Source organism: Pseudomonas sp. GW821-FHT01C01 (genome assembly GCF_059422645.1).
In genome coordinates this window covers 1-21,930 of the sequence record NZ_JBWKXF010000049.1, presented here as the reverse complement: position 1 = coordinate 21,930, position 21,930 = coordinate 1, and the positions used below count along the sequence as shown (strand labels likewise).

General features: G+C 60.9%; 17 protein-coding genes. 7 read left to right on the top strand and 10 right to left on the bottom strand.

Annotated features, from left to right (window positions below; genetic code table 11):
• The first annotated feature begins 72 nt into the window (after nt 1-72).
• Entirely contained in the window at nt 73-909 is an 837-nt protein-coding gene (locus tag AC07XF_RS23270) for a CvfB family protein (protein ID WP_495028350.1), read from the top strand.
• 194 nt (nt 910-1,103) lie between these two features.
• Nucleotides 1,104-2,036 carry a DMT family transporter gene (locus tag AC07XF_RS23265; RefSeq protein WP_204934755.1) on the top strand — a complete coding sequence of 311 codons (933 nt, stop codon included), beginning with the start codon at nt 1,104-1,106 and terminating at the stop codon, nt 2,034-2,036.
• Here the strand turns inward: AC07XF_RS23265 and AC07XF_RS23260 are convergent.
• On the bottom strand, nt 1,981-3,162 hold the full coding sequence (locus AC07XF_RS23260) for an MFS transporter (protein WP_495028349.1): 1,182 nt from the start codon (nt 3,160-3,162) through the stop codon (nt 1,981-1,983). The genes AC07XF_RS23265 and AC07XF_RS23260 overlap by 56 nt on opposite strands.
• A 104-nt stretch (nt 3,163-3,266) precedes the next feature.
• On the opposite strand from AC07XF_RS23260, the gene ptrR reads away from it, so the two are divergent.
• Together ptrR and AC07XF_RS23250 are read left to right on the top strand one after the other, a co-directional pair.
• On the top strand, nt 3,267-4,160 hold the full coding sequence (gene ptrR, locus AC07XF_RS23255; RefSeq protein ID WP_495028348.1) for a putrescine utilization regulator PtrR: 894 nt from the start codon (nt 3,267-3,269) through the stop codon (nt 4,158-4,160).
• Nucleotides 4,161-4,295: 135 nt separating this feature from the next.
• Nucleotides 4,296-4,424 (top strand): PA1414 family protein, encoded by a 129-nt coding sequence (locus AC07XF_RS23250; RefSeq protein WP_007972508.1) that lies wholly within the window; start codon nt 4,296-4,298, stop codon nt 4,422-4,424.
• Between the two features lie 203 nt (nt 4,425-4,627).
• Here the strand turns inward: AC07XF_RS23250 and AC07XF_RS23245 are convergent, their stop codons facing one another.
• The 6 genes from AC07XF_RS23245 to speB all read right to left on the bottom strand — a co-directional run bounded on the left by AC07XF_RS23245 (nt 4,628) and on the right by speB (nt 10,237).
• Nucleotides 4,628-4,879: an acyl carrier protein gene (locus tag AC07XF_RS23245; protein WP_495028347.1), complete on the bottom strand. Its 252-nt coding sequence runs from the start codon at nt 4,877-4,879 to the stop codon at nt 4,628-4,630.
• A 55-nt stretch (nt 4,880-4,934) separates the two neighbouring features.
• Nucleotides 4,935-5,660, bottom strand: coding sequence for an MBL fold metallo-hydrolase (locus tag AC07XF_RS23240; RefSeq protein ID WP_495028346.1), 726 nt, complete (start codon nt 5,658-5,660; stop codon nt 4,935-4,937).
• An 85-nt stretch (nt 5,661-5,745) separates the two neighbouring features.
• Entirely contained in the window at nt 5,746-7,125 is a 1,380-nt protein-coding gene (locus tag AC07XF_RS23235; RefSeq protein WP_495028345.1) for a sodium:solute symporter family protein, read from the bottom strand.
• A 162-nt stretch (nt 7,126-7,287) separates the two neighbouring features.
• The gene (locus AC07XF_RS23230) at nt 7,288-8,799 is read right to left on the bottom strand and encodes a purine-cytosine permease family protein (RefSeq protein ID WP_495028344.1); all 1,512 of its coding nucleotides are present in this window, start codon (nt 8,797-8,799) and stop codon (nt 7,288-7,290) included.
• Between the two features lie 55 nt (nt 8,800-8,854).
• Complete coding sequence (locus AC07XF_RS23225) at nt 8,855-9,277, bottom strand: YybH family protein (protein ID WP_007984910.1); 423 nt, start codon at nt 9,275-9,277, stop codon at nt 8,855-8,857.
• A gap of 9 nt (nt 9,278-9,286) precedes the next feature.
• On the bottom strand, nt 9,287-10,237 hold the full coding sequence (gene speB / locus AC07XF_RS23220) for an agmatinase (RefSeq protein ID WP_007984912.1): 951 nt from the start codon (nt 10,235-10,237) through the stop codon (nt 9,287-9,289).
• A gap of 367 nt (nt 10,238-10,604) precedes the next feature.
• Here speB and AC07XF_RS23215 point away from each other — a divergent pair, with 367 nt between their 5' ends.
• Nucleotides 10,605-11,498 (top strand): LysR family transcriptional regulator, encoded by an 894-nt coding sequence (locus AC07XF_RS23215; protein WP_007972518.1) that lies wholly within the window; start codon nt 10,605-10,607, stop codon nt 11,496-11,498.
• Nucleotides 11,499-11,502: 4 nt separating this feature from the next.
• Entirely contained in the window at nt 11,503-12,099 is a 597-nt protein-coding gene (locus AC07XF_RS23210; protein WP_495028343.1) for a tRNA-uridine aminocarboxypropyltransferase, read from the top strand.
• Between the two features lie 140 nt (nt 12,100-12,239).
• Here AC07XF_RS23210 and AC07XF_RS23205 read toward each other — a convergent pair whose 3' ends face one another.
• The 3 genes from AC07XF_RS23205 to AC07XF_RS23195 form a co-directional block, all read right to left on the bottom strand.
• The gene (locus AC07XF_RS23205; protein WP_495028342.1) at nt 12,240-13,604 is read right to left on the bottom strand and encodes an HlyD family type I secretion periplasmic adaptor subunit; all 1,365 of its coding nucleotides are present in this window, start codon (nt 13,602-13,604) and stop codon (nt 12,240-12,242) included.
• 181 nt (nt 13,605-13,785) lie between these two features.
• Nucleotides 13,786-15,945: a type I secretion system permease/ATPase gene (locus tag AC07XF_RS23200; RefSeq protein WP_495028341.1), complete on the bottom strand. Its 2,160-nt coding sequence runs from the start codon at nt 15,943-15,945 to the stop codon at nt 13,786-13,788.
• Between the two features lie 16 nt (nt 15,946-15,961).
• The gene (locus tag AC07XF_RS23195) at nt 15,962-17,326 is read right to left on the bottom strand and encodes a TolC family outer membrane protein (RefSeq protein ID WP_495028340.1); all 1,365 of its coding nucleotides are present in this window, start codon (nt 17,324-17,326) and stop codon (nt 15,962-15,964) included.
• A 588-nt stretch (nt 17,327-17,914) separates the two neighbouring features.
• On the opposite strand from AC07XF_RS23195, the gene AC07XF_RS23190 reads away from it, so the two are divergent.
• Nucleotides 17,915-21,930: retention module-containing protein (locus AC07XF_RS23190; protein ID WP_495028339.1), on the top strand; the 4,016-nt coding region annotated here is incomplete at its 3' end.

The window sequence follows — 21,930 nt, the reverse complement described above, 5'->3', positions numbered from 1 at the left end:
CCACCGGGCCGGGTGCCAAACGCGACGCTTAAAACCGGGTAGAATGCCGCCCACGCAATGAGGGTATTGGACATGGCTTTAGTCGGGCGCTACAACAGTTTGCAAGTGGTTAAACACACTAACTTCGGTTTATATCTGGACGGTGGCGCGGATGGCGAAATCCTTCTGCCTAATCGTTATATCCCAAAAGATATTCCTACCGAAGATGAAGACTGGCTGAACGTTTTTATTTATTTGGACAGCGATGACAAACTCATCGCAACTACTGAAAAGCCGAAAGTTCAAGTCGGTGAATTCGCCAGTTTGAAAGTTGTTGAAGTCAACAGCATCGGCGTATTCCTGGACTGGGGCTTGCCCAAGGACCTGTTGCTGCCGTTCTCCGAAGAGAAACGTCAGATGACGGCGGGCGAGTATGTGGTGGTGCACGTCTACCTCGACAAGCACACCCGTCGCATCACCGCGACCGCACGCCTGGACCGCTACCTGGACAAGACCCCGGCCAACTATACCGCGGGTCAGGAAGTGGATCTGCTGGTGGCCGAAGCCACTGACATGGGCTTCAAGGCCATCATCAACAACAAGCATTGGGGCCTGATCCACAAGAACGAAATCTTCAAGTTCATGCGCGCCGGTAAAGAAGAAAAGGGTTTCATCAAGGAAGTTCGCGCCGACGGCAAGATCAGCCTGAGCCTGCAACCGGTCGGTCAGGAAGCGGCCACCAGCCTGAACTCGAAGATCCTCGCCAAGTTGCGTGAAAACAACGGCACCCTGGCGGTCAGCGACAAGAGCGATCCGGCGTTGATCAGCAGCCTGTTCGGTGTCAGCAAGGGCAACTTCAAGAAGGCCATTGGCGCGTTGTACAAGAATGGCCAGATTGTCATTCATGCCGACCGTATCGAACTGAGTTGATTGCCTGACAATACAGAGGGCCTGGATGGCGCAAGCAGAGAAGTGAAGGTCTCTGGCAGGCGGCATTTTCCGGCCTTCTGGTTAATAATCGACAGCATGATTTTTCGCCCCGGTGTTTTCTTTTCAACGAGAAGGCCGGGGCTTTGCTTTTACTGCCGAGTCTTTGCCATGGATTGTGTCTTCGAGGTGTTCCGGTGAGCGCCACCCGGCGCAGCGCCGACGGGTTTGCCCTGCAAGTGATGGTCGGGTTGTGCCTGGTCTGGGGCGTTCAGCAGGTGATGATCAAGTGGGCGGCGGCCGATATTGCGCCGGTGATGCAGGCGGCCGGACGTTCCGGCATGTCGGCGTTGCTGGTCGGGCTGTTGATCTGCTGGAAGGGCGGCTGGAACCAGGTGGGTACAACCTGGCGGGGCGGCTTGTTGGCCGGCGCCTTGTTCGGCCTGGAATTCTTCTTCATTTCCGAAGGCCTGCAACTGACCACGGCGGCGCACATGTCGGTGTTCCTCTACACCGCGCCGATCTTCACTGCGTTGGGGGTGCACTGGTTGCTGCCCAGTGAGCGCTTGCGACCCTTGCAATGGCTGGGGATTGTCCTGGCCTTTATCGGGATTGCCATCGCGTTTGCCGGGGGCGTGTCCTGGGACAACCTTGATTACCGCATGTTGATGGGTGATGCCCTGGGTGTGCTGGCGGGTGCCGCCTGGGGTGCGACCACCGTGGTGGTGCGCGCCTCGCGCCTGTCGGAGGCGCCGGTGACCCTGACGCTGTTCTATCAGTTGATTGTCGGTTTCTTCGGTCTGTTGTTGATTGCGCTACTCAGCGGCCAGATCACCCATGTCAGCCTGACCACCGTGGCAGTGGCCAGTGTGCTGTTTCAGGGCGTGGTCGTGTCGTTCTTCAGTTACCTCATCTGGTTCTGGCTGTTGCGCCGTTACCTGGCGGCTAACCTCGCGGTGTTTTCGTTCATGACGCCGTTGTTCGGCGTCACGTTCGGTGTGGTGCTGCTAGGCGAGGCGCTGAGCCTGAACTTCATCATCGGTGCAGTGCTGGTATTGGCGGGCATCACGTTTGTCAGCGCTGAGCAGTGGTTGCGTCGTCGTTTGCGCAAAGCCCTCGGGCAGCACTGACCGGCGCGATCAACAGACCGCCGGCGATCAGCAAGCAGCAGCCGGCGACCACCAGTGCCGGCTGCAAGCCGCCACTGAAATGACTGCTCAGCGCCGCCAGCAATGGCCCGCTCAGTTGGCCCACGGCGAAGCAGGCCGTCAGCAGGCCGGCATTGCGCTGGGTGGCGTGGGGTGCCAGCTCCCGGGAGCGTTGCATCACCAGTTGCATGCAGGCCAGGAACGGCGTGCCGCACAGGATCACACCCAACGCCAGGCCTGGCCCGTTGCCCAGCAGGCAGGCGAACACGCCAGCAGCTTGCAGCCATAACGTCGCCATCAGCCAGTGACGCGTGGCGTCAGGTTTTTGCCGACGCAGACTCACCAGCACCACGCCGGTTGCCGCCGCGAGGCCAAAGCAAGGCCAGAACAGATCGGCTTGCCATTGGCCATGGAATTGCGCGTTGGCCATTTGCGACAAAAAGGTCGCCGGAATGATGTAGCCCAATCCGTACAAGGCATAGATCAAGCCCAGGCGAGCGATGCCTTGATGACTCGACGCGCTGGCGCTGGGCGCAGCGGTCGCGCCTGTGCCCGGTTGTGGCAGGAGCGGCAGAATCCCCAGCAGCATCGCCAGTCCTGCGGCGGCGTACACCAGCCACAAGGTGGCGGATGTCTGGCCCAACAGATTTGAGCCCAAGGCCAATAAACCGGTCAGGAAAATCCCCAAACCCGGTCCGGCGAAGACCAGGGCACCGAGCCGAGGACGACCAGCCGCTGCCGCGAGCGGCTGGCTCAGGGCGGTGATCATCACCAGCACCCAGGCGCTGGCCACGCCGGTGCCGAAGCGCAGCAGCAGGTGCGACCAGAAACCATTGGCCCAGAATGACGCCAGGGTCAGCAGCACGCAGAGCCACAATCCGCCGAGCAAGCGCCGGCGCACTTGTGCGGGACGCCGGGAGAACATGGCGTCCACCGCGCCAATGAAATAACCGAGATAGTTGGCGGCGGCAATCAGCCCGGCGGCGGTCAGGTCGATCTGGCCTTCGCTGAGCAGGTGCGGCAGTTGCGGTGTCAGGGCAAAACGGCCGATGCCCATGGCCATCATCAAGGCAATGAAACTGGCGGATAAGCGAATCAGGGGAGACATGGTCTGGATTCCGTTTGGAGGATCAATGACCGTCAGGCTAGGACTGATTGACTTTCTTTAAAAATGAATAATAGTGAGTAACTTGTTCTGATTTGGAGAATGTTGTGGAGTTCAGCCAATTGCGCATCTTCCAGGCGGTGGCGGAGGAAGGGTCCATAACCCGGGCCGCCGAACGGTTGCATCGTGTGCCGTCGAACCTGTCGACCCGGCTCAAACAGCTGGAAGAGCAACTGGGTGTCGAACTGTTCCTGCGTGAGCGTCAGCGCTTGCAGTTGTCGCCTGCGGGAAAAGTCCTGCTGGACTACACCACCAAGCTGTTTGCCTTACGCGATGAAGCCAGTGCGGCCGTGCAGGGCGGGCAACCGGCGGGCGACTTCGTGCTCGGCACCATGTACAGCACGGCTGCTATTCACCTTCCGGGGCTATTGGCGCGTTACCACCGGTTGTATCCGGCGGTGAACCTGCAAGTGCAATCCGGCCCCAGCGGTGAATTGCTCGAAGGCCTGCTCACCGGCCGACTCGATGCGGCGCTGGTGGATGGCCCTATGGAGCTGGCCGGGCTCGACGGCGTGCCTTTGTGCGACGAACGCCTGGTGCTGATCAGCGAGGCCGATCATCCACCCGTGCACAGCGCGCTGGATGTGCAAGGTCGTTCGGTGTTCACCTTTCGCCAGGGCTGCTCCTACCGTATGCGCCTGGAGGCCTGGTTCGCCCATGACCATGCGGCCATGGGCCGGGCGATGGAGATCGAGTCCTATCCGGGAATGCTTGCGTGTGTGATTGCGGGTTCGGGTGTGGCGTTGATGTCGGAGTCGATGCTCGCCAGCCTGCCAGGCCGTGAGAGTGTGGCGGTGCATCCGTTGGCCGAACCGTTTGCCAGCGCTACCACCTGGCTGATGTGGCGCAAGGGCATGGTCGGGGCCAACCTGAATGCCTGGATCGAGCAGCAACAGGCGGTTTTTCCGCCGACACGGGTACCGGCGCAGGAAATTGCCTGAACACAGGCTGATTGTGATGGATTCAGTAACAGATCATTGCGACTTTGCACGAGCATTGCGTAGGACTTCGGACTATTATCAGTGCGAAGGGGCTACAGAATTTTGGCCGCTCGGCACTACCCTGAAGGGGGCATCATGAAAGAGAAGATCCAAAACTGGCTGCATGACCTGGGCGTCGCTCTCGGCTTGATCGAACCGCCTCTGCAACCCGTGCCTGTTCGTACTGACGACGAACAGCGCCGACGCCAGCAACGTCGCCGGTAACGGCTGATGCTATCTGGCTGATAAGGGGCCTTCTGTGGCGAGGGAGCTTGCTGTGGCGAGGGAGCTTGCTCCCGCTGGGCCGCGAAGCGGCCCCAAATAGTCATTGAGTTTTAGCAGGTCATTTGATTGCAGGTTATGCGACTGCTGCGCAGTCGAGCGGGAGCAAGCTCCCTCGCCACGATTCAGGTCGTTGACGATCAGCCTCAATCCCGCCCAATCTCCAGCAAAAACCGGCTCAAGTCATTCACCGTCGTGGCGGTCTTGAGCATCCGGTCTTCCTCCACGGTAAACGCCGTTACACCCAGTTCATCTTCCAGATGGAAGATCAGCTCTTCGATATCTTCTTTATCCAATCCCAATTGCGCCAGGCTGGCGTTGTTGTCGAAGTCATCCCGACCTTTCAGCAGGCGGCTGATGTAGCGATGTACGACAGCACGAACGGCAGCTTCTTTCATGATCGTTCTTCGAGGAAATGGGAGTTGTTCTCCCTGCCGCTGAGTACAGCAGGCTTTAGCCGTGTGAGCGCTGCCATTCGTCAATCATGCTGCGCAAATGCTCTCCGGAAAAACTGCCGAAATGCCCGCCATGCACCGTGCGGATCGACAGCGCGTGCAGCCGTTGCAGGCTGCGGGCGTAGTCATCGAGGTTGGAGTGGTAGGCGTCTTCGATCAGCGGGCCGTCGTAGATGATGTCGCCGCTGAACAAGGTCTCGGTGGCGGCTTCGTACAGGCAGATGCCACCCGGCGAGTGTCCCGGTGTGTGTACGACCTGCAACACTCGATTGCCCAGGTCCAGCACATCTCCATCTTCGATAAACCCTGTGGCCGGTGCGGCTTTTACCCGGTACTCGGCGTAGCACAGCGGGCAATCAGGGTGCGCCTCGAACATGTCGTCGCCGACAAAGGCTTTGCTCAAGTCGTTGTCGCCATCCGGCGCGGCGAGAATGTCCGCCTCGGCCGGATGCACCAGGCGCTCGTTGAACTCGTGATGACCGGCAATGTGATCGAAATGGCAATGACTGGCTACTGCCACCAGCGGCCGTTCGGTGATCCACGGCAGTTGCTCGCGCAGGCTGACCAGGCCCGAGCCGCTGTCCAGCAGCAGGTCTTTGTCGCGGCCCTGGATGTGCCAGAGGTTGCAGCGGTAGAAAGGCCGGATGTACGGCTCGTGAATCAGGCGGATGCCGTCACTGAGCGATTTCACTTCGAACCATTGGTCGCGAGAAACAATCTTCATAAAGCGTTTTCTCCAGACGAAAAAAAACGGGTGTGGCAACCGACGCCACACCCGTCGAAGAAAGCATCAAGTCGTTATGTTCAGCTTAGGCAGCGCTGGCCACTGCCGCCGGGCGAGGGGACAGCAGGCTGACCAGCACGAAGCTCACCAGGCCAACGCCGAGGCTGTAGTAAATCGGGGTGTTGGCATCCAGACCGTCCTTGAACATGAACAGCAGCGCGGTAGCGAAGCCCATGCCCATGCTGGCGATGGCGCCGGCGGTGGTGGCGCGCTTCCAGAAGATGGCGCCCATCAGCGGAATCAGCATGCCACCCACCAACAGGTTGTAGGCCAGGGTCAGGGCGCTGATCACGTCGTTGACCACCAGTGCGATGCCGAGTACCACGATGCCGGTCAACAGGGTGAACAGGCGGTTGATCGCCAGGCTCGACTGTTTGCCGCCACGCAGTTTCGGCAGCAGGTCTTCGGTCAGGGTGGTAGCAGCGGCGAGCAGGCCGGCGCTGGCGGTGGACATCATGGCGGCCAGTGCGGCAGCGATCACCAGGCCACGGATACCGTCCGGCAGCGACAGTTTGACGATGGCGGCGAAGGCGTTGTTGACGTTGTCCAGATCCGGGATCAGCACATGTGCAGCCATGCCGATCAGGGCACAGGCCAGGCCGTAGAGGATGCAGTAGATACCGGCAGCGGTACCGGCAACCTGAGCCACTTTGGCGGTCTTGACGGTGAACACCCGTTGCCAGATGTCCTGACCGATCAGGATGCCGAAGAAGTAGATCATGAAGTAGGTGATGATGGTGTCCCAGCCGATGGTGGTGAAGCTGAAGCTCGCCGCTGGCAGTTTCATCACCAACTCATCCCAGCCACCGACGCGGTACATGCAGATCGGCAACAGGATGAACATCAGGCCTACGGTCTTGATCACGAACTGGACGATGTCGGTCAGGGTCAGCGACCACATGCCGCCAATGGCCGAGTAGATCACCACGACGCCGCCGCCGAGCAGTACCGAGATCCAGAACGGCAGGCCGAACAGCACTTGCAGAACGGTGCCGATGGCCAGGATCGAGGTCACGCCGATCATCAGCGCGTAGGCCAGCATGATCACCGCGCTCGCAGAGCGGGCCATCGGGTTGTAGCGTTTTTCCAGCACCTGGGTAACGGTGTAGATCTTCAGCTTCAACAGTGGTTTGGCGAGGAACAGGTTCAGCGCCACGATCCCGCAACCCAGTGCGGCGCAAAGCCAGAAACCGGAGATGCCATGCACGTAGCCCAGACGCACGGTGCCCACGGTGGACGCGCCGCCCAGAACGGTGGCAGCCATGGTGCCCATGTACAGGCTTGGGCCGAGGTTACGACCTGCGACCAAAAAGTCTTCGTTGGTCTTGGCCTTGCGCATGCCGTAGTAGCCGAGTAGCAGCATCGCGGCGGCGTAGATGAGTACAACGAATAAATCCAAAGCCATTATGGCGTGTCTCCGATTGTCTTTTTTATGTGAGGCTGAAAATCAATCCCTGTGGGAGCGGGCTTGCTCGCGAAAGCGGTCTGTCAGTCACATCAATGTTGGATGTGCTGCCGTCTTCGCGGGCAAGCCCGCTCCTACAGGTAGTGCGTTTAACGTGTTGAATCAGGCGGTTTGTCGCATCGCCGGTTTAGCGAGCGAATCCGTGGTCTTGCTGCGCGAGTCGTTCGGGCCGAACACTTCGCGCGGTTCCGGGAACAGGCTCAGCAGCGCCAGGTACACCAGCGAGGCCAGGCCCAGGGTCACCGGCAGGCTGATGTCGATACCACCGGCCATTTCGCCCAGTGGCCCGACAAACTGCCCCGGCAGGTTCACGAAGCACAGGCCGACGGCCGCGCTCGGGATCCAGGCACCCAGGCCACGCCAGTTCCAGCCGTGGGTGAACCAGTAACGGCCACCTTTCTCGCCACGGGTGAACACTTGCAGGTCATCCGGGCAATAGAAGCCGCGACGCACCAGCAGGCCGATGATCATGATCACCATCCAGGGGGTGGTGCAGGTGATGATCAGTACGGCGAAGGTCGATACGCTCTGCACCAGGTTGGCCGCGAAGCGCCCGATGAAGATGAAGGCAATCGACATCACCCCGATCAGCAGCGTGGCCTTGACCCGCGACAGCACGCGTGGGAACACGCTGGACATGTCCAGGCCGGTGCCGTAGAGCGAGGTGGTGCCGGTGGACATGCCACCAATCACTGCGATCAGGCACACCGGCAGGAAGAACCAGCTCGGCGAGACTGCCAGCAGGCCGCCGACATAGTTGTTGGCCGCGATGTAGTCCGGCGCCTTGATCGCTACGATGGTGGCGGTGGCCAGGCCGAACAGGAACGGGATGAACGTGGCGATCTGCGAAATCACCACCGCTGCCATGATGCGGCGCTTGGAGGTGTCACGCGGAATGTAGCGCGACCAGTCGCCGAGGAACGCACCGAAGGAAATCGGGTTGCTCATGGCCACCAGCGCTGCGCCGATGAAGGCGGCCCAGAAACCGGGTTGGCCCATGTTCACGGTGCCGGCGTAGTTCGCATCGAAAGGACCGGCGAACGCGAAGATGCCCAGCAGGAACAGCAAACTGGCACTCCACACCGCGATCTTGTTGACCCACAGCAGGAAGCGGAAGCCATAGATGCACACGGTCAGTACCAGAATCGCGAACAGACCGTAGGCCAGGCCCAGGGTCAGGTCGGTTTCCGGCAGGCCGATCAGGCGTTTGGCGCCACCGATCAGCGCATCCCCCGAACTCCACACCGAGAGCGAGAAGAAGGCGATGGCGGTCAGCAGCGACAGGAACGAACCGACGATCCGCCCGTGCACGCCGAAGTGCGCACCGGAAGACACGGCGTTGTTCGTGCCGTTGATCGGGCCGAACAGGCCCATTGGCGCGAGGATCAGCGAACCCAGCAACACGCCCAGCACAATCGCCCAGACGCCCGCCTGGAAAGACAGGCCGAACAGTACCGGGAAACTGCCGAGGACGGCGGTAGCAAAGGTGTTGGAACCACCGAAGATCATCCGGAACAAGTCCGTCGGACCTGCGGTGCGTTCGTTGTCCGGGATCTGTTCGACCCCGTGGGTTTCAATTTGTGTAAGGCTTTGGTCTTTGTTGTTGTTATTCATGATCAGCTCCGATCATAAAGGCGCGCTCATCGTGCGTGAGCGTCACCTGTGTTGGCTAAGGGGGTGGCAGCCCTTCCGGCATCGCGGACAAATGTTCGTGGCAGGCCAGCCATAGGCCTTGTTGTTCTTGGCCAGACGCTTGTTTCTTGAAAACAATCGTCTCGCGCTCCTGGCTAAAGTGCTGCTCCCCTTGCATGCGCAGCTCGGTGGCTACGTCATGGATGAAAATCGCCACGTCACCCTGCAGGCTGACGAAAGCGTTGCTCGAGGTGCACGAGAGCACCTCGAAGCCATCCTCGGCGCGCCAGCTGTCCCACATCGCCTGGTAGGCGTCGCGCGACAGCAGGGGCTGTTCGAGGGTATAGAAGACGAAGCTGGCATCGGCGCTGAAAGCGCCGAAGTAGGCTTCGCGATCGTTACGGGCAAAAGCGGACACCAGATCGGCGGCGGCTTTCAAAACCTGATCGCGTTCGTTCATGAACCATCCTCAGCGGTGGACTACGCCAGGCAGTACGCAGAGCATTTCGTACAGCAGGTTGGCGGCCAGCAGCGAGGTGTTGCCGGTGGTGTCGTAAGCGGGCGAGACTTCTACCAGATCGCAGCCGACCAGGTCGAGGCCTTGGCAGCCACGAACGATCTCGATCGCCTGAATGGTCGTCAGACCGCCGATTTCCGGGGTGCCGGTGCCAGGTGCCCAGGCCGGGTCGATACCGTCGATGTCGAAGCTCAGGTAAACAGGACCGCCACCGACTTTCTCACGGACTTCAGCCATCAGAGGCTCCAGCGATTTGTGCCAGCACTCTTCAGCCTGAACCACACGGAAGCCCTGGTTGCGGCTCCAGTTGAAGTCGTCAGCGGTGTAGCCCTGGGCGCGCAGGCCGATCTGCACCACGCGGTCGGGGTCCAGCAGGCCTTCTTCGACTGCACGACGGAAGGTGGTGCCGTGGGCGATTTTCTCGCCAAACATGTGGTCGTTCACATCGGCGTGAGCGTCGATGTGCACCAGGCCGACCTTGCCGTGCTTTTTATGGATGGCACGCAGGATTGGCAGGGTGATGGTGTGGTCGCCGCCCAGGGTCAGAGGGATCACATCGTGTTCGAGGATGTTGTCGTAGGATTCTTCGATGATCCGCACGGCATCCAGCAGGTTGAAGGTGTTGATCGCGATGTCGCCAATGTCGGCAACCGACAGCGAGTCGAACGGCGCAGCGCCGGTCGCCATGTTGTACGGGCGGATCATTACCGATTCAGCGCGGATTTCGCGAGGCCCGAAACGGGTGCCAGGGCGCAGCGAGGTACCGATGTCCAGTGGTACGCCTACGAAGGCAGCGTCCAGGCCGGCAGCGGTATTCAAGTGGGGGAGTCGCATCATGGTGGCGATGCCGCCGAAGCGCGGCATTTCGTTGCCGCCCAGTGGTTGGTGAAGAATCTTGTCCACGGGTAGGGCCTCATCGTCGTTGTTTTATTTATTGGGTTGCGCCGTTCACGGAAGGTACGGGCACCGTTGTGGGCCGATTCTGCGAAATGTAGTGGCCAGGAAGAATCGCTAGGCGCAAATACTTAGTTCAGATTTTTCTAAACTAATGGTGATGACGGCGATAGACTCACAGGGTTTCCTGTAGCAGCTGCCGAGCACCGCGAGGCTGCGTTCGGCGGCGAAGCCGTCGTCAAAACCTGAACGCGAGGTTTTCCTGAAACAGCGCGTCGCCTGATTTCACGACGGCTTCGCCGCCGGACGCAGGCTTCGCCAGCTGCTACAGAGCGTTATCGTCCACCTGATTTTTGTGTTGCTGCTGGAGCCCCCCATGGCCAACGCTTTACCCGACCTGAAACTATTGCGCATCTTCGTCAGCGTGGTGCGTCACCAGGGCTTCGCGAATGCCCAGCAGGAGCTCAACCTCTCGACGTCGGCCATCAGCACCTACATGAGCCAGCTCGAAGCGGCCCTCGGCCTGGTGCTCTGCCATCGCGGCCGTGGCGGTTTCAGCCTGACCAGCAAGGGCGAGTTGTTCCATCAGGAAACCCTGCGCCTGTTGGGCGAACTCGAAGGCTTCGAGCAGTACGCCGCCGCGCTGAAGGGCGAGTTGCGTGGAACGTTGAACCTCGGGGTGATCGACTCCACCGTCAGCGACAAGGCCCTGCCGTTCGCCGAAGCCATCGGCGCCTACAGCCAGGAACACCCGGCCGTGCACTTGCACCTGTCGGTCATGAGCCCTTACGAATTGCAACTCGGCGTGCAGGACAACCGTCTCGATCTGGCCATCGGTGCGTTTTCCACACGCATGAGCGGCCTGGTGTACATGCCGCTGTACCGTGAACAACACTGGTTGTATTGCAGCACGCGCCATCCGCTGTTCAATGAACGGCGCATTCCCGAGCAAGTCATCACCCAGCAGCGCATGGTCGGTCGTGGCTACTGGAGTCAGGCTGAACTGGCGCGTCATGGCTTCAAGCACAGCGCCGCGACCGTGGAAAGTATGGAAGCCCAGTTGATTCTGGTGCTGTCCGGCGCCTACATCGGCTATTTACCGGAGCACTACGCCCAGGCCTGGGCCGACAAGGGCGACTTGCGGGTGTTGCTGCCGGCGACATTCGGCTATCAGGCGCCGTTCTCGATGATCGTGCGCCGGGGCCGCAGCCGCGAGCCGCTGATCCAGACGTTCCGCGACTTGCTTAAAGCCCAACTGAATCAGGCCTGAGAAGATGTCCAGAATCCAGTGCCCGCGCTGCCTGCGCCCGCAAAGCCACTGCCTGTGCCCGTTGATCCCGAGCCTCGACAGCCGCACCCGCGTGTTGCTGTTGCAGCATCCGAGCGAAGTGAACCATGCGCTGAACACGGCACGGTTGGCGGCGTTGGGCTTGAACAATGCCGAGTTGATCGTGGGGGAAGTGTTCGAGGATTTGCCGGCATTGCTGAGGCAGCCGGGATATCAGGCGCGCTTGTTGTTTCCCGGAGACGATGCGCAGCCGATGCAGATTTATGCCCCGACAGACGAACCCTTGTTGCTGGTCGTCCCGGATGGCACCTGGCGCAAGGCGCGCAAGATGCTGCACCTCAATCCGCTGCTGGCGGCGTTGCCGAGGGTGACGCTGGCCGAAGGGGGAGTGTCCCGTTATCGGCTGCGCAAGGCGCCGGGACCGGGGGCGTTGTCGACAGTGGAGGCGATTGTGCAGGCGCTGGAAACCCTTGAAGCGCCGACTTCGTTTGCGCCGTTGTTGAAGCCGTTCGAAGCGTTGATCGAAGGGCAGATTGCGGCGATGGGGGAGGAGGTTTACCAGCGTAATCATGGTGATAATTGATCGCTGTTTGTGCCGGCCTCTTCGCGATCAAGCCCGCTCCCACATTTGATCGTATTTCTCCTGGAGGAACACGGTCGAATGTGGGAGCGGGCTTGCTCGCGAAAGCGGCGGAACAATCACCAGAAAATCTCAGCCAGAAACTACCGCTCCCGCATTGCCTCGGTCCGCGCCTTGAGCACCGGCTTAAGCAAGTAATCCAGCACCGTTTTCTCCCCGGTAATAATGTCCACCGTCGCCACCATCCCCGGGATGATCAGCAACGGTTTCACATCCCCGCCCAGATGATTTTTGTCAGTGCGCACCTGAATCAGATAAAAGCTGTTGCCCTTGTCATCGGTGATGGTGTCGGCACCGATCAGCTCCAGCTTGGCGCTCAGGCCACCGTAGATCGTGTAGTCGTAGGCACTGAACTTGACCATGGCTTTCTGGCCCGGATGCAGGAATGCAACGTCTTGCGGGCGGACCTTGGCTTCGATCAGCAGGTTGTCTTCCAGCGGTACGATTTCCACCATGTCGTTGCCGGGCTGGACCACGCCGCCGATGGTGTTGACCTTCAATACCTTGATGATGCCGTGAACCGGCGATACCACCGTAGTACGGGTGACACGGTCGTCGATGGCGATGCTCGATGCCGTGATTTTCGACAGGTCGGTGCGTTTCTCATTCAACTCTTTGGCGGCTTCCGAGCGGAAGGTCTGTTCCGATTCATCTATCTTGCTTTTGATCTCGTTGATCGCCGATTCGGCCCGGGGAATCGCCAGGGTGGTGGCGTTCAGTGAGCCGCGAATCTCCACCGCGCTGCGTTTGAGCCGCAGGATTTCTACCGGTGACACCGCGCCGGTGCCCACTAGTGGCGTGGACATGTTCATTTCTTGTTGCAGCAGCGCAAGGCTGGAGCTGAATTGCCCCTGTTTCGAGCGGAACTCTGCCAACTCCTGGGTTTTTTGCCGAAGTTGCTCGGACAATGTGCGCTGCTCGCTGGCCAGTCGACGTTGCCGTTGCTCATATAGCGAACGCTCGTCTTCAGCCACTTGCGGGGCTTTGGCGATCACTTCTTCTGACAGCTTGAACGGCCGGCCTTCAGCTTCCGCCGAAAGCCGTTCGACTTGCGCAGTCAAGGCATAGCGATCGGCTTCGCTTTCGCCCTTGTTCGACAGGTAGCGCGTGTCATCGAGGCGCAGCAAGGTGTCGCCCTTGTTCACCATTTGCCCTTCGCGCACAAAAATCTCGGTGACGATGCCGCCCTCGAGGTTCTGGATCACCTGGACCTTGCTCGACGGAATCGCCTTGCCTTCGCCCATGGTGACTTCCTGCAACACGGCGAATTTGGCCCAGACCAGCGCGCTGATCAGCAACGCCGCCGCCAGCCACACGGTGATCCGCGACCAGCGCGGTGAGTCCTGCAATGAGGCGCCGGCGGTTTCCGGCATGAAATCGACTTCGGCGCTTTTGCCGAAGCTGTTGAAGTAGCCTCGGGGCGCTGAATCTGGCGTTTGAGCAGACATGGGCGATACCCGTCAGTTAAGAGAAATAGTGCCGAACACAATCCTGTGGCGAGGGAGCTTGCTCCCGTCCGGCGGCGAAGCCGTCGCAAAAACTGCTGGCGCGATCCAGATGACACAACGAGGGGGCTGCTTCGCAACCCAGCGGGAGCAAGCTCCCTCGCCACAGGTTGTGTATTCGCATCTAAACAGCCGCAGAGCCGACACGGCCCTTGCGCAGTGCATCGATGACTGCTTCTTTCGGCCCGTCGGCGACGATCCGTCCGTTGTCCAGCACCACCAGCCGATCCACCAGGCTCAGCATCGAGGTGCGGTGAGTCACCAGCAGCACGGTTTTGCCCTGGACCCAGTCGTGGAGTTTTTTCCGCAGAACGTCTTCACTGCTGTTGTCCATGGCGCTGGTAGGTTCGTCGAGCAGCAGAATCGGCGGGTCGAGCAACAATGCCCGGGCCAGCAAAACCGCCTGGCGCTGACCACCGGACAGCAACTGTCCGCGCTCGCCCACGGGCCGGTCGAAGCCGTGCGGGTGTTGCCGGGCCAGTTCGGTGACCCCGGTCATTTCCGCCACTTCGAGCATGCGTGAGTCGCTGATATAGCGCGCGCCGAGGGTCAGGTTGTCGCGCAGGCTGCCGGCCAGCAGCGGCAGGTCGTGGGCGACGTAGCCGATTTGATGGCGCAGGTCGGCGACGTCCAGTTGCCGCAGGTCCAGGCCATCGAGCAGCAACTGGCCTTCATCCGGTTCGTAGAACCCCATCACCATTCGCGCCAGGGTACTTTTGCCTGAACCGCTGCGGCCGATGATGCCGATGCGCTCACCGGGTTTCACACTGAAGCTGATGTTGGCCAGGGCGGGAGCACTCTGGCCGTTGTAGTGGAAGGTTACGCCGACAACATCCAGCGCGCCTTGTAGCTGGGTGCGCTCCAGCGGCCGTTGTTTGGCGTCGCGCTCCTGGGGCAGGCTCATCAGCGCGTCGGTGCTTTTCATGGTCAGTTGCGCTTGCTGGTAGCGGGTGATCAGGCCGGCGATCTGTCCCAGTGGCGCCAGCACCCGACTGCCCAACATGTAGCTGGCCACCAGGGCACCGACGCTGAGGTTGCCGGCGATGATGCTGTAGACCCCGGCGACGATGGTTGCCATGCCGGACAGCTGCTGGATGAAGAGCGTGCCGTTGGTGGCCAGGGCCGAGAGGTTGCGTGCGTGGCTGTCGAGGCGGGAGAGGGCACCGTGGGTGCTTTCCCATTTGTGCTGGCGTTCGCTTTCGGCGCTGCAGGCCTTGAGGGTTTCCAGGCCACTGAGGGTTTCGATCAACAGTGCCTGGCGTTCGGCGCCGAGGCTGAGGCTCTTTTGCACGGTGTCGCGCAGGCGGACCTGGATCACCATCGCGAAGATGATCGTGATGGGAAACGCCAGAATCGGGATTACCACCAGCCAGCCACCGAGCAGGCCGATCACCAGTAGCATCAACAGGCAGAAGGGCAGGTCGATCAGGCTGGTGAGGGTCACGGCGGTGAGGAATTCCCGCAGGCCCTGGAAGTCATGAATGCTTTGGGCAAAACCACCAATGGTCGCCGGCCGCGCTTTCATCGCCATGCCGGTGATGCGCTCGAACAGGGTGGCCGACAGGATCACATCGGTTTTCTTGCCGGCGGTATCCAGCAAGTGCGCGCGCACGATCCGCAGCACCAGTTCGAAAGCGGTGCCGATCAGCAGACCGATCGCCAGCACCCACAAAGTCGAAGTGGCCTGGTTCGGCACCACGCGGTCGTAGGTCTGCATCACGAACAGCGGCACCATCAGCCCCAGCAGGTTGATCAGGAAACTCGCCAGAATCGCATCGCTGTAGAGCCATTTCGACAGCTTCAGCGTATCGCGAAACCAGGCCTGGACCCGAGGCACCAGCGGCGAGCGCAAGTCTTCGAGTTCGTGGCGTGGCCGGGCAAACAACGCCTGGCCACTGTAGTGTTCGGCCAGCTCTTCAGGGCTGAGCCATTGCTCGCCGCCGTCGGCTTCGCTGGGCAGGATCAACACCTTGCCGTCCTCGCTATAACGACGCAGGACGGCCGTGCGGCCGTTGTTGAGCAACAGCAGCACGGGCAGGTTGAGCGGGGAAATGTCTTTGAGGTCACGGCGCAGCAAGCGCGCCTGCAAACCGGCCCGGGCCGCTGCACGGGGCAGCAGGTCCAGGCTCAGGCGTTGGTGTGCCATTGGGAGCCCGGCACTGAGGCTGGCGCGACTGACTGTCGCGTCGTGGAGTTTGCAGAGGATCAACAGACCGTCCAGAAGCGGGTCATCGAAGCTCAGGCGCGGATCGACACCGGTGTTGCCGGGTTCCATGCTGGTCATTGAACCCTCCCATGCACTACTTCATTTCAGGCAGACGAGCTTCGTTTTTCACTTCGGTCTGGGCGATCGCGTCGGCGGGCAGTACGACCCGTTGTTTGCTCAACAACTGGCCCATGTTCGCCAGGACGCGGTACATCGAAAACTCTTCGGTGTAGCGCACTTCGGTGTAGCGACGGTTGGCGTTGTAGAGTTCGTTTTCACTGTCCAGCAGGTCAAGCAGGGTCCGTTGACCGAGGCCGAACTGATCCTGATAGGCAATGCGTACGCGCTTGCTGGTGTCGGCGTATTCACGGGCGGTCGGGGTTTGTTTCTTGGCATTGACCATGGCGTTCCAGGCCAGGTGAATGTTTTCGTTGAGCTGGCGCAGGGCATTGTTACGGATGTCCATGGCCTGGTTGATCTTGTGCGAGTCAGAGGCCAGGCGCGCCTTGTCGCTGCCGCCGCGGAACAGGTTGTAGTTCATGATCACGCCGACTCGCCATTCGTTGTCGTGGCCTTCGTCACCCTGCACGTTGTTGTTCGCGCCCACTGCCGCCTCGGCGTCGAAGCGTGGGTAGAACGGCGACTTGGCGACTTCGTACTGGCTTTCGGCCGATTGCACGTCGGCCTGGGCGGATTTCAGGTAAGGGTTGTTTTCCACCATGCTCTGCTGGGCTTCGGGCAGCGAGGTGGGGACTTCGCCACGAATCGACGGCGGGGTTTCGAGTTCATCGGGCATGCGCCCCACAACGGCGTAGAAGTTCGACTCGGCATCGGCCAGATCAACTTCGGCAGTGTCGAGGTTGTTTTCTGCCAGTGCCCGGCGAGCCGAGGACTGGTCGGCATCGGCGTTGCTGCCCACACCGCGCTGGGTGCGCAGGCCGATCTGGTCGTTGACCCGCAAGTGCGCTTGCAGGTTGTTCTTGGCCAGTGTCACCAGTTCGCGGCGCTTGAGCACTTCGAGGTAGACCTCGGTGGTGCGCAGGGCCAGGTCCTGAGCCGTACCCTGAGCGTAATAGGCTCTGGAGTTGACCACGCCTTTGGTGCGTTCGACTTCATTGGACGTGTTGAACCCGTCGAAGAGCATTTGCCGCAGGCGCAATTCCGACTGGGTGTAGTTCAAGGTTTCAGTGTTGTGCCCGCTGGGGGTGAGCGCCCGGGTATTGGTGTTATCGCTGTACGCGCGCCCGTAGGCGGCGTTCAGATCAACCGATGGATAATAGCCCCCTTTGGCGACCTTCACGTCCTCATCAGCCGACAGACGGCTGTCCACCCGCGAAGCCAGCTCCGGGTGGGTCGCGATGGTGCTCTGGATTGCTTCGGTCAGCGTCATGGCCTGAGCCTGGGACGAGCAGGCCATGGCTAAAAGAACCGCGCTGCAGAGGGGGGTTAATAGGCGCATTTACATCTCCCTGATTCCTGATGGTGCTTATCAGTCGCCAATTATTTGACGACTTTTATAGGTAAAGTTGTTTCACCTCTTTAACAAAAGAGCTAAGAACATTCTGGAGCGTAGCTAAGAAATTTTTTTCATAACGCGTATGCCAAAAAAAACTTATGAGCTCTGCAAAATCCAGCACATTGTTCAATTCGAAAGCCCTTGTTTTATGGGCTCTAGGGCGCTCATCGGGGTTTGAGGAAAGTTCCAATCCACTTATCGACATAGAGCGGAGAAGTGCTGGAGGGGAGGGATGCGAACGATCTGATGGCGACGGTTTTTTGTCACTTGACTGATTCGAGATCGTTACGCATTGCTCACAGGCCACGTTGTTGCGCACAGGGATCCGATGCCATTGATTGCAGAGGGTTTTTCCCGAAATCGCAAACAGCGCCGTGAGCGACTGGCTGGGCGAGATCGTTGCCGGGGCTGCGGCTTACTCAAGTAAACCGGCAGCCGGAACACGATCCGCCAGACAACCCGCTTGAGCCATGCGCACATTCTTCGCACAAACAAGGTGCCGACAGCGGTTGGCAGCGGAGGAAGTGCACCATGGCAACGCTCATCGGTATCGTCAGTAAGGTCATCGGCCAGGTGTTCGCGGTTGCGGGCGACGGCACCCGGCGTGCTTTGGTCGAGGGGGATCGGCTGTTTGCCGGCGACCAACTGAGCACCGGCGCCGAAGGCGCAGTGGCGGTGCATCTGCAAAATGGCCAGGAACTGACCCTCGGGCGCGGCAGCAGCATGCAGATGACTGCGCAGCTGCTCGCCAATCAGATTCCCCATGTGGACTCCCCTGAAGCGGTGACGCCGAGCCAAGCACAGCTGACCGATGTCGAACAGCTGCAAAAAGCCATTGCGGCGGGCGACGACCCGACCCAGACCGCTGAAGCCACCGCTGCCGGGCCTGCTATGACTACCGGCGTGCCGGGTGGCGTCCAGGGCAGTGGCCATAGTTTCGTCCTGCTTGAAGAAGTGGGCGGGCGAGTCGACCCGATCATTGGTTTCCCCACTGCCGGTTTCAATGGCATTCCAGAACTTCCCGAAGAACGCCTGAACGCTAATCCGGACAATAACGTCGTAGCAGCCGATGTCCCTGAGGTGCCACCGGTGGTTCCCGAGGTGCCGAACAATCCGGTCACCTTCGATGGCCTGTCGGTGCAGGGCGGCGAGCTGACCGTCAATGAAGCCAACCTGGCCGACGGTTCGGCGAGTAACGCAGGCGCGCTGACCCAAAGCGGCACCTTCACCGTCAATTCACCCGACGGGCTGACCAGCCTCAACATCGGCGGCATCGCCGTGGTCAGCGCTGGCGTGGCCGCCAGCTTCCCGCAATCGATCACCACCCCGCTGGGCAGCACGCTGACTGTCACCGGTTACAACCCGGCCACGGGCGTGGTCAGTTACAGCTACACCCTCAACGTTCCCGAAACCCATGCGAGCGGTGAGGGTGCCAATAGTCTCGGCGAGCACCTCACCGTGGTGGCCAACGACAGCAATGGCGACAGCACCACCGGTTCGCTGGATATCAACATCACCGACGACGTGCCGAGAGCAGTCGACGACAGCAATGGCACCGCCTCGGAAACCTTGCTGACGCTGAACGGCAACGTGCTGAGCAATGATGTGCAAGGCGCCGACCGGGTGCCGCTCGGGGAAAATAGCGGACCGATTACCCCTGGCACCTTTACCGGGACTTACGGCACCCTGGTGCTGAATGCCAACGGCACTTACACCTACACGTTGAACACCAGCGATGCCGATTTCAAAGCCCTGCACGGTGGCGGCAATGGCACCGAAACCTTCAGCTATACGTTGACGGACGCCGACGGTGACACCAGCACGGCGAACCTGGTATTGCAGATCCACAACAACGATGACCCGATCACGATTGGCGGTTTGAACGTTGGGGGCGGCGAGTTGACCGTCTTCGAGAAAAATCTCAGCGACGGCAGCAGCCCCGACGCACCGGCCCTGACCCAGACCGGCACCTTCACCGTCACCGCGCTGGATGGCGTGACGACCCTGAGCGTCGGCGGTATCGCCGTGGTCAGCGCTGGCGTAGCCGCCGGCTTCCCGCAATCGATCACCACCCCGCTGGGCAGCACGCTGACCATCACCGGGTTCAATGCGGCGACCGGCGTGCTCAGCTACAGCTACACCCTCAACGCTAACGAAGCGCACCCAACAGCCAACGGTGCCAACAACCTGCCCGAACAGTTCGCCGTGACCGTGGTCGACGACAACGGCACCACTGCCACCGGCAGCCTCGACGTGAACATCGTCGACGACCTGCCGCAAGGTGTGAATGACAGCAACGCCAGTACCGCATCGGAAACCCTGCTGACGTTGAGCGGCAACGTGCTGAGCAACGACGTGCAAGGCGCCGACCGGGTGCCGCTCGGGGAAAATGCCGGCCCGATCACCCCCGGCACTTTCACCGGCACGTACGGCACCCTGGTGCTCAACGCCAACGGCACTTACACCTACACGTTGAACACCAGCGATGCCGATTTCAAAGCGTTGCACGGCGGCGGCAACGGTACCGAAACCTTCAGCTATACGCTGACGGACGCCGACGGCGACACCAGCACCGCCAACCTGGTATTGCAGATCCATAACAACGATGACCCGATCACGATTGGCGGTTTGAACGTTGGGGGCGGCGAGCTCACCGTCTTCGAGAAAAATCTCAGCGACGGCAGCGCACCGGATGCCACGGCCCTGACCCAGACCGGCACCTTCACCGTCACCGCGCTGGATGGCGTGACGACCCTGAGCGTCGGCGGTATCGCCGTGGTCAGCGCTGGCGTAGCCGCCGGCTTCCCGCAATCGATCACCACCCCGCTGGGCAGCACGCTGACCATCACCGGGTTCAATGCGGCGACCGGCGTGCTCAGCTACAGCTACACCCTCAACGCTAACGAAGCGCACCCAACAGCCAACGGTGCCAACAACCTGCCCGAACAGTTCGCCGTGACCGTGGTCGACGACAACGGCAGCACCGCCACCGGCAGCCTCGACGTGAACATCGTCGACGACCTGCCGCAAGGCGTGAATGACAGCAACGCCAGTACCGCATCGGAAACCCTGCTGACGTTGAGCGGCAACGTGCTGAGCAACGACGTGCAAGGCGCCGACCGGGTGCCGCTCGGGGAAAATGCCGGCCCGATCACCCCCGGCACTTTCACCGGCACGTACGGCACCCTGGTGCTCAACGCCAACGGCACTTACACCTACACGTTGAACACCAGCGATGCCGATTTCAAAGCGTTGCACGGCGGCGGCAACGGTACCGAAACCTTCAGCTATACGCTGACGGACGCCGACGGCGACACCAGCACCGCCAACCTGGTATTGCAGATCCATAACAACGATGACCCGATCACGATTGGCGGTTTGAATGTTCAGGGTGGCGAGCTCACCGTCTTTGAGAAAAACCTCAGCGACGGCAGCACACCGGATGCCACCGCGCTGACCCAGACCGGCACCTTCACCGTCACCGCGCTGGATGGTGTGACGACCCTGAGCGTCGGCGGCATCGCCGTGGTCAGCGCTGGCGTAGCCGCCGGCTTCCCGCAATCGATCACCACCCCGCTGGGCAGCACGCTGACCATCACCGGCTTCAATGCGGCGACTGGAGTGCTCAGCTACAGCTACACCCTCAACGCTAACGAAGCGCACCCAACCGCCAACGGTGCCAACAACCTGCCCGAACAGTTCGCCGTCACCGTGGTCGATGACAACGGCACTACTGCCACCGGCAGCCTCGACGTGAACATCGTCGACGACCTGCCAACAGCCGTATACGACAGCAATGCTTCAACGGCCTCGGAAACCCTGCTGACGTTGAGCGGCAACGTGCTGACCAACGACGTGCAAGGCGCCGACCGCGTGTCGCTCGGGGAAAATGCCGGACCGATCACCCCCGGCACCTTCACCGGCACGTACGGCACCCTGGTGCTGAATGCCAACGGCACGTACACCTACACCCTCAACACCAGCGATGCCGACTTCAAGGCCCTGCACGGCGGCGGCAACGGTACCGAAACCTTCAACTACACCCTCACCGACTCGGACGGCGACACCAGCACGGCGAACCTGGTGCTGCAGATCCACAACAATGACAATCCGGTGACCCTCAACGGCCTCGACGTGTATGGCGGTGAGCTGACGGTCTACGAGAAAAACCTCAGCGACGGCAGCAACCCCAACGCGTCGGCGCTGACGCAGACCGGCACCTTCACTGTCACCGCGCTGGACGGCGTGACGACCCTGAGCGTCGGCGGTATTGCCGTGGTCAGCGCTGGCGTGGCCGCCGGCTTCCCGCAGTCGATCACCACGCCACTGGGTAGCACCCTGACCATCACCGGGTTCAACGCCGCCACGGGCGTCGTCAGCTACAGCTACACCCTCAACGATAACGAAGCGCACCCGACCGCCAACGGTGCCAACAACCTGCCCGAACAGTTCGCCGTGACCGTGGTCGATGACAACGGCACTACTGCCACCGGCAGCCTCGACGTGAACATCGTCGACGACCTGCCAACAGCCGTATACGACAGCAA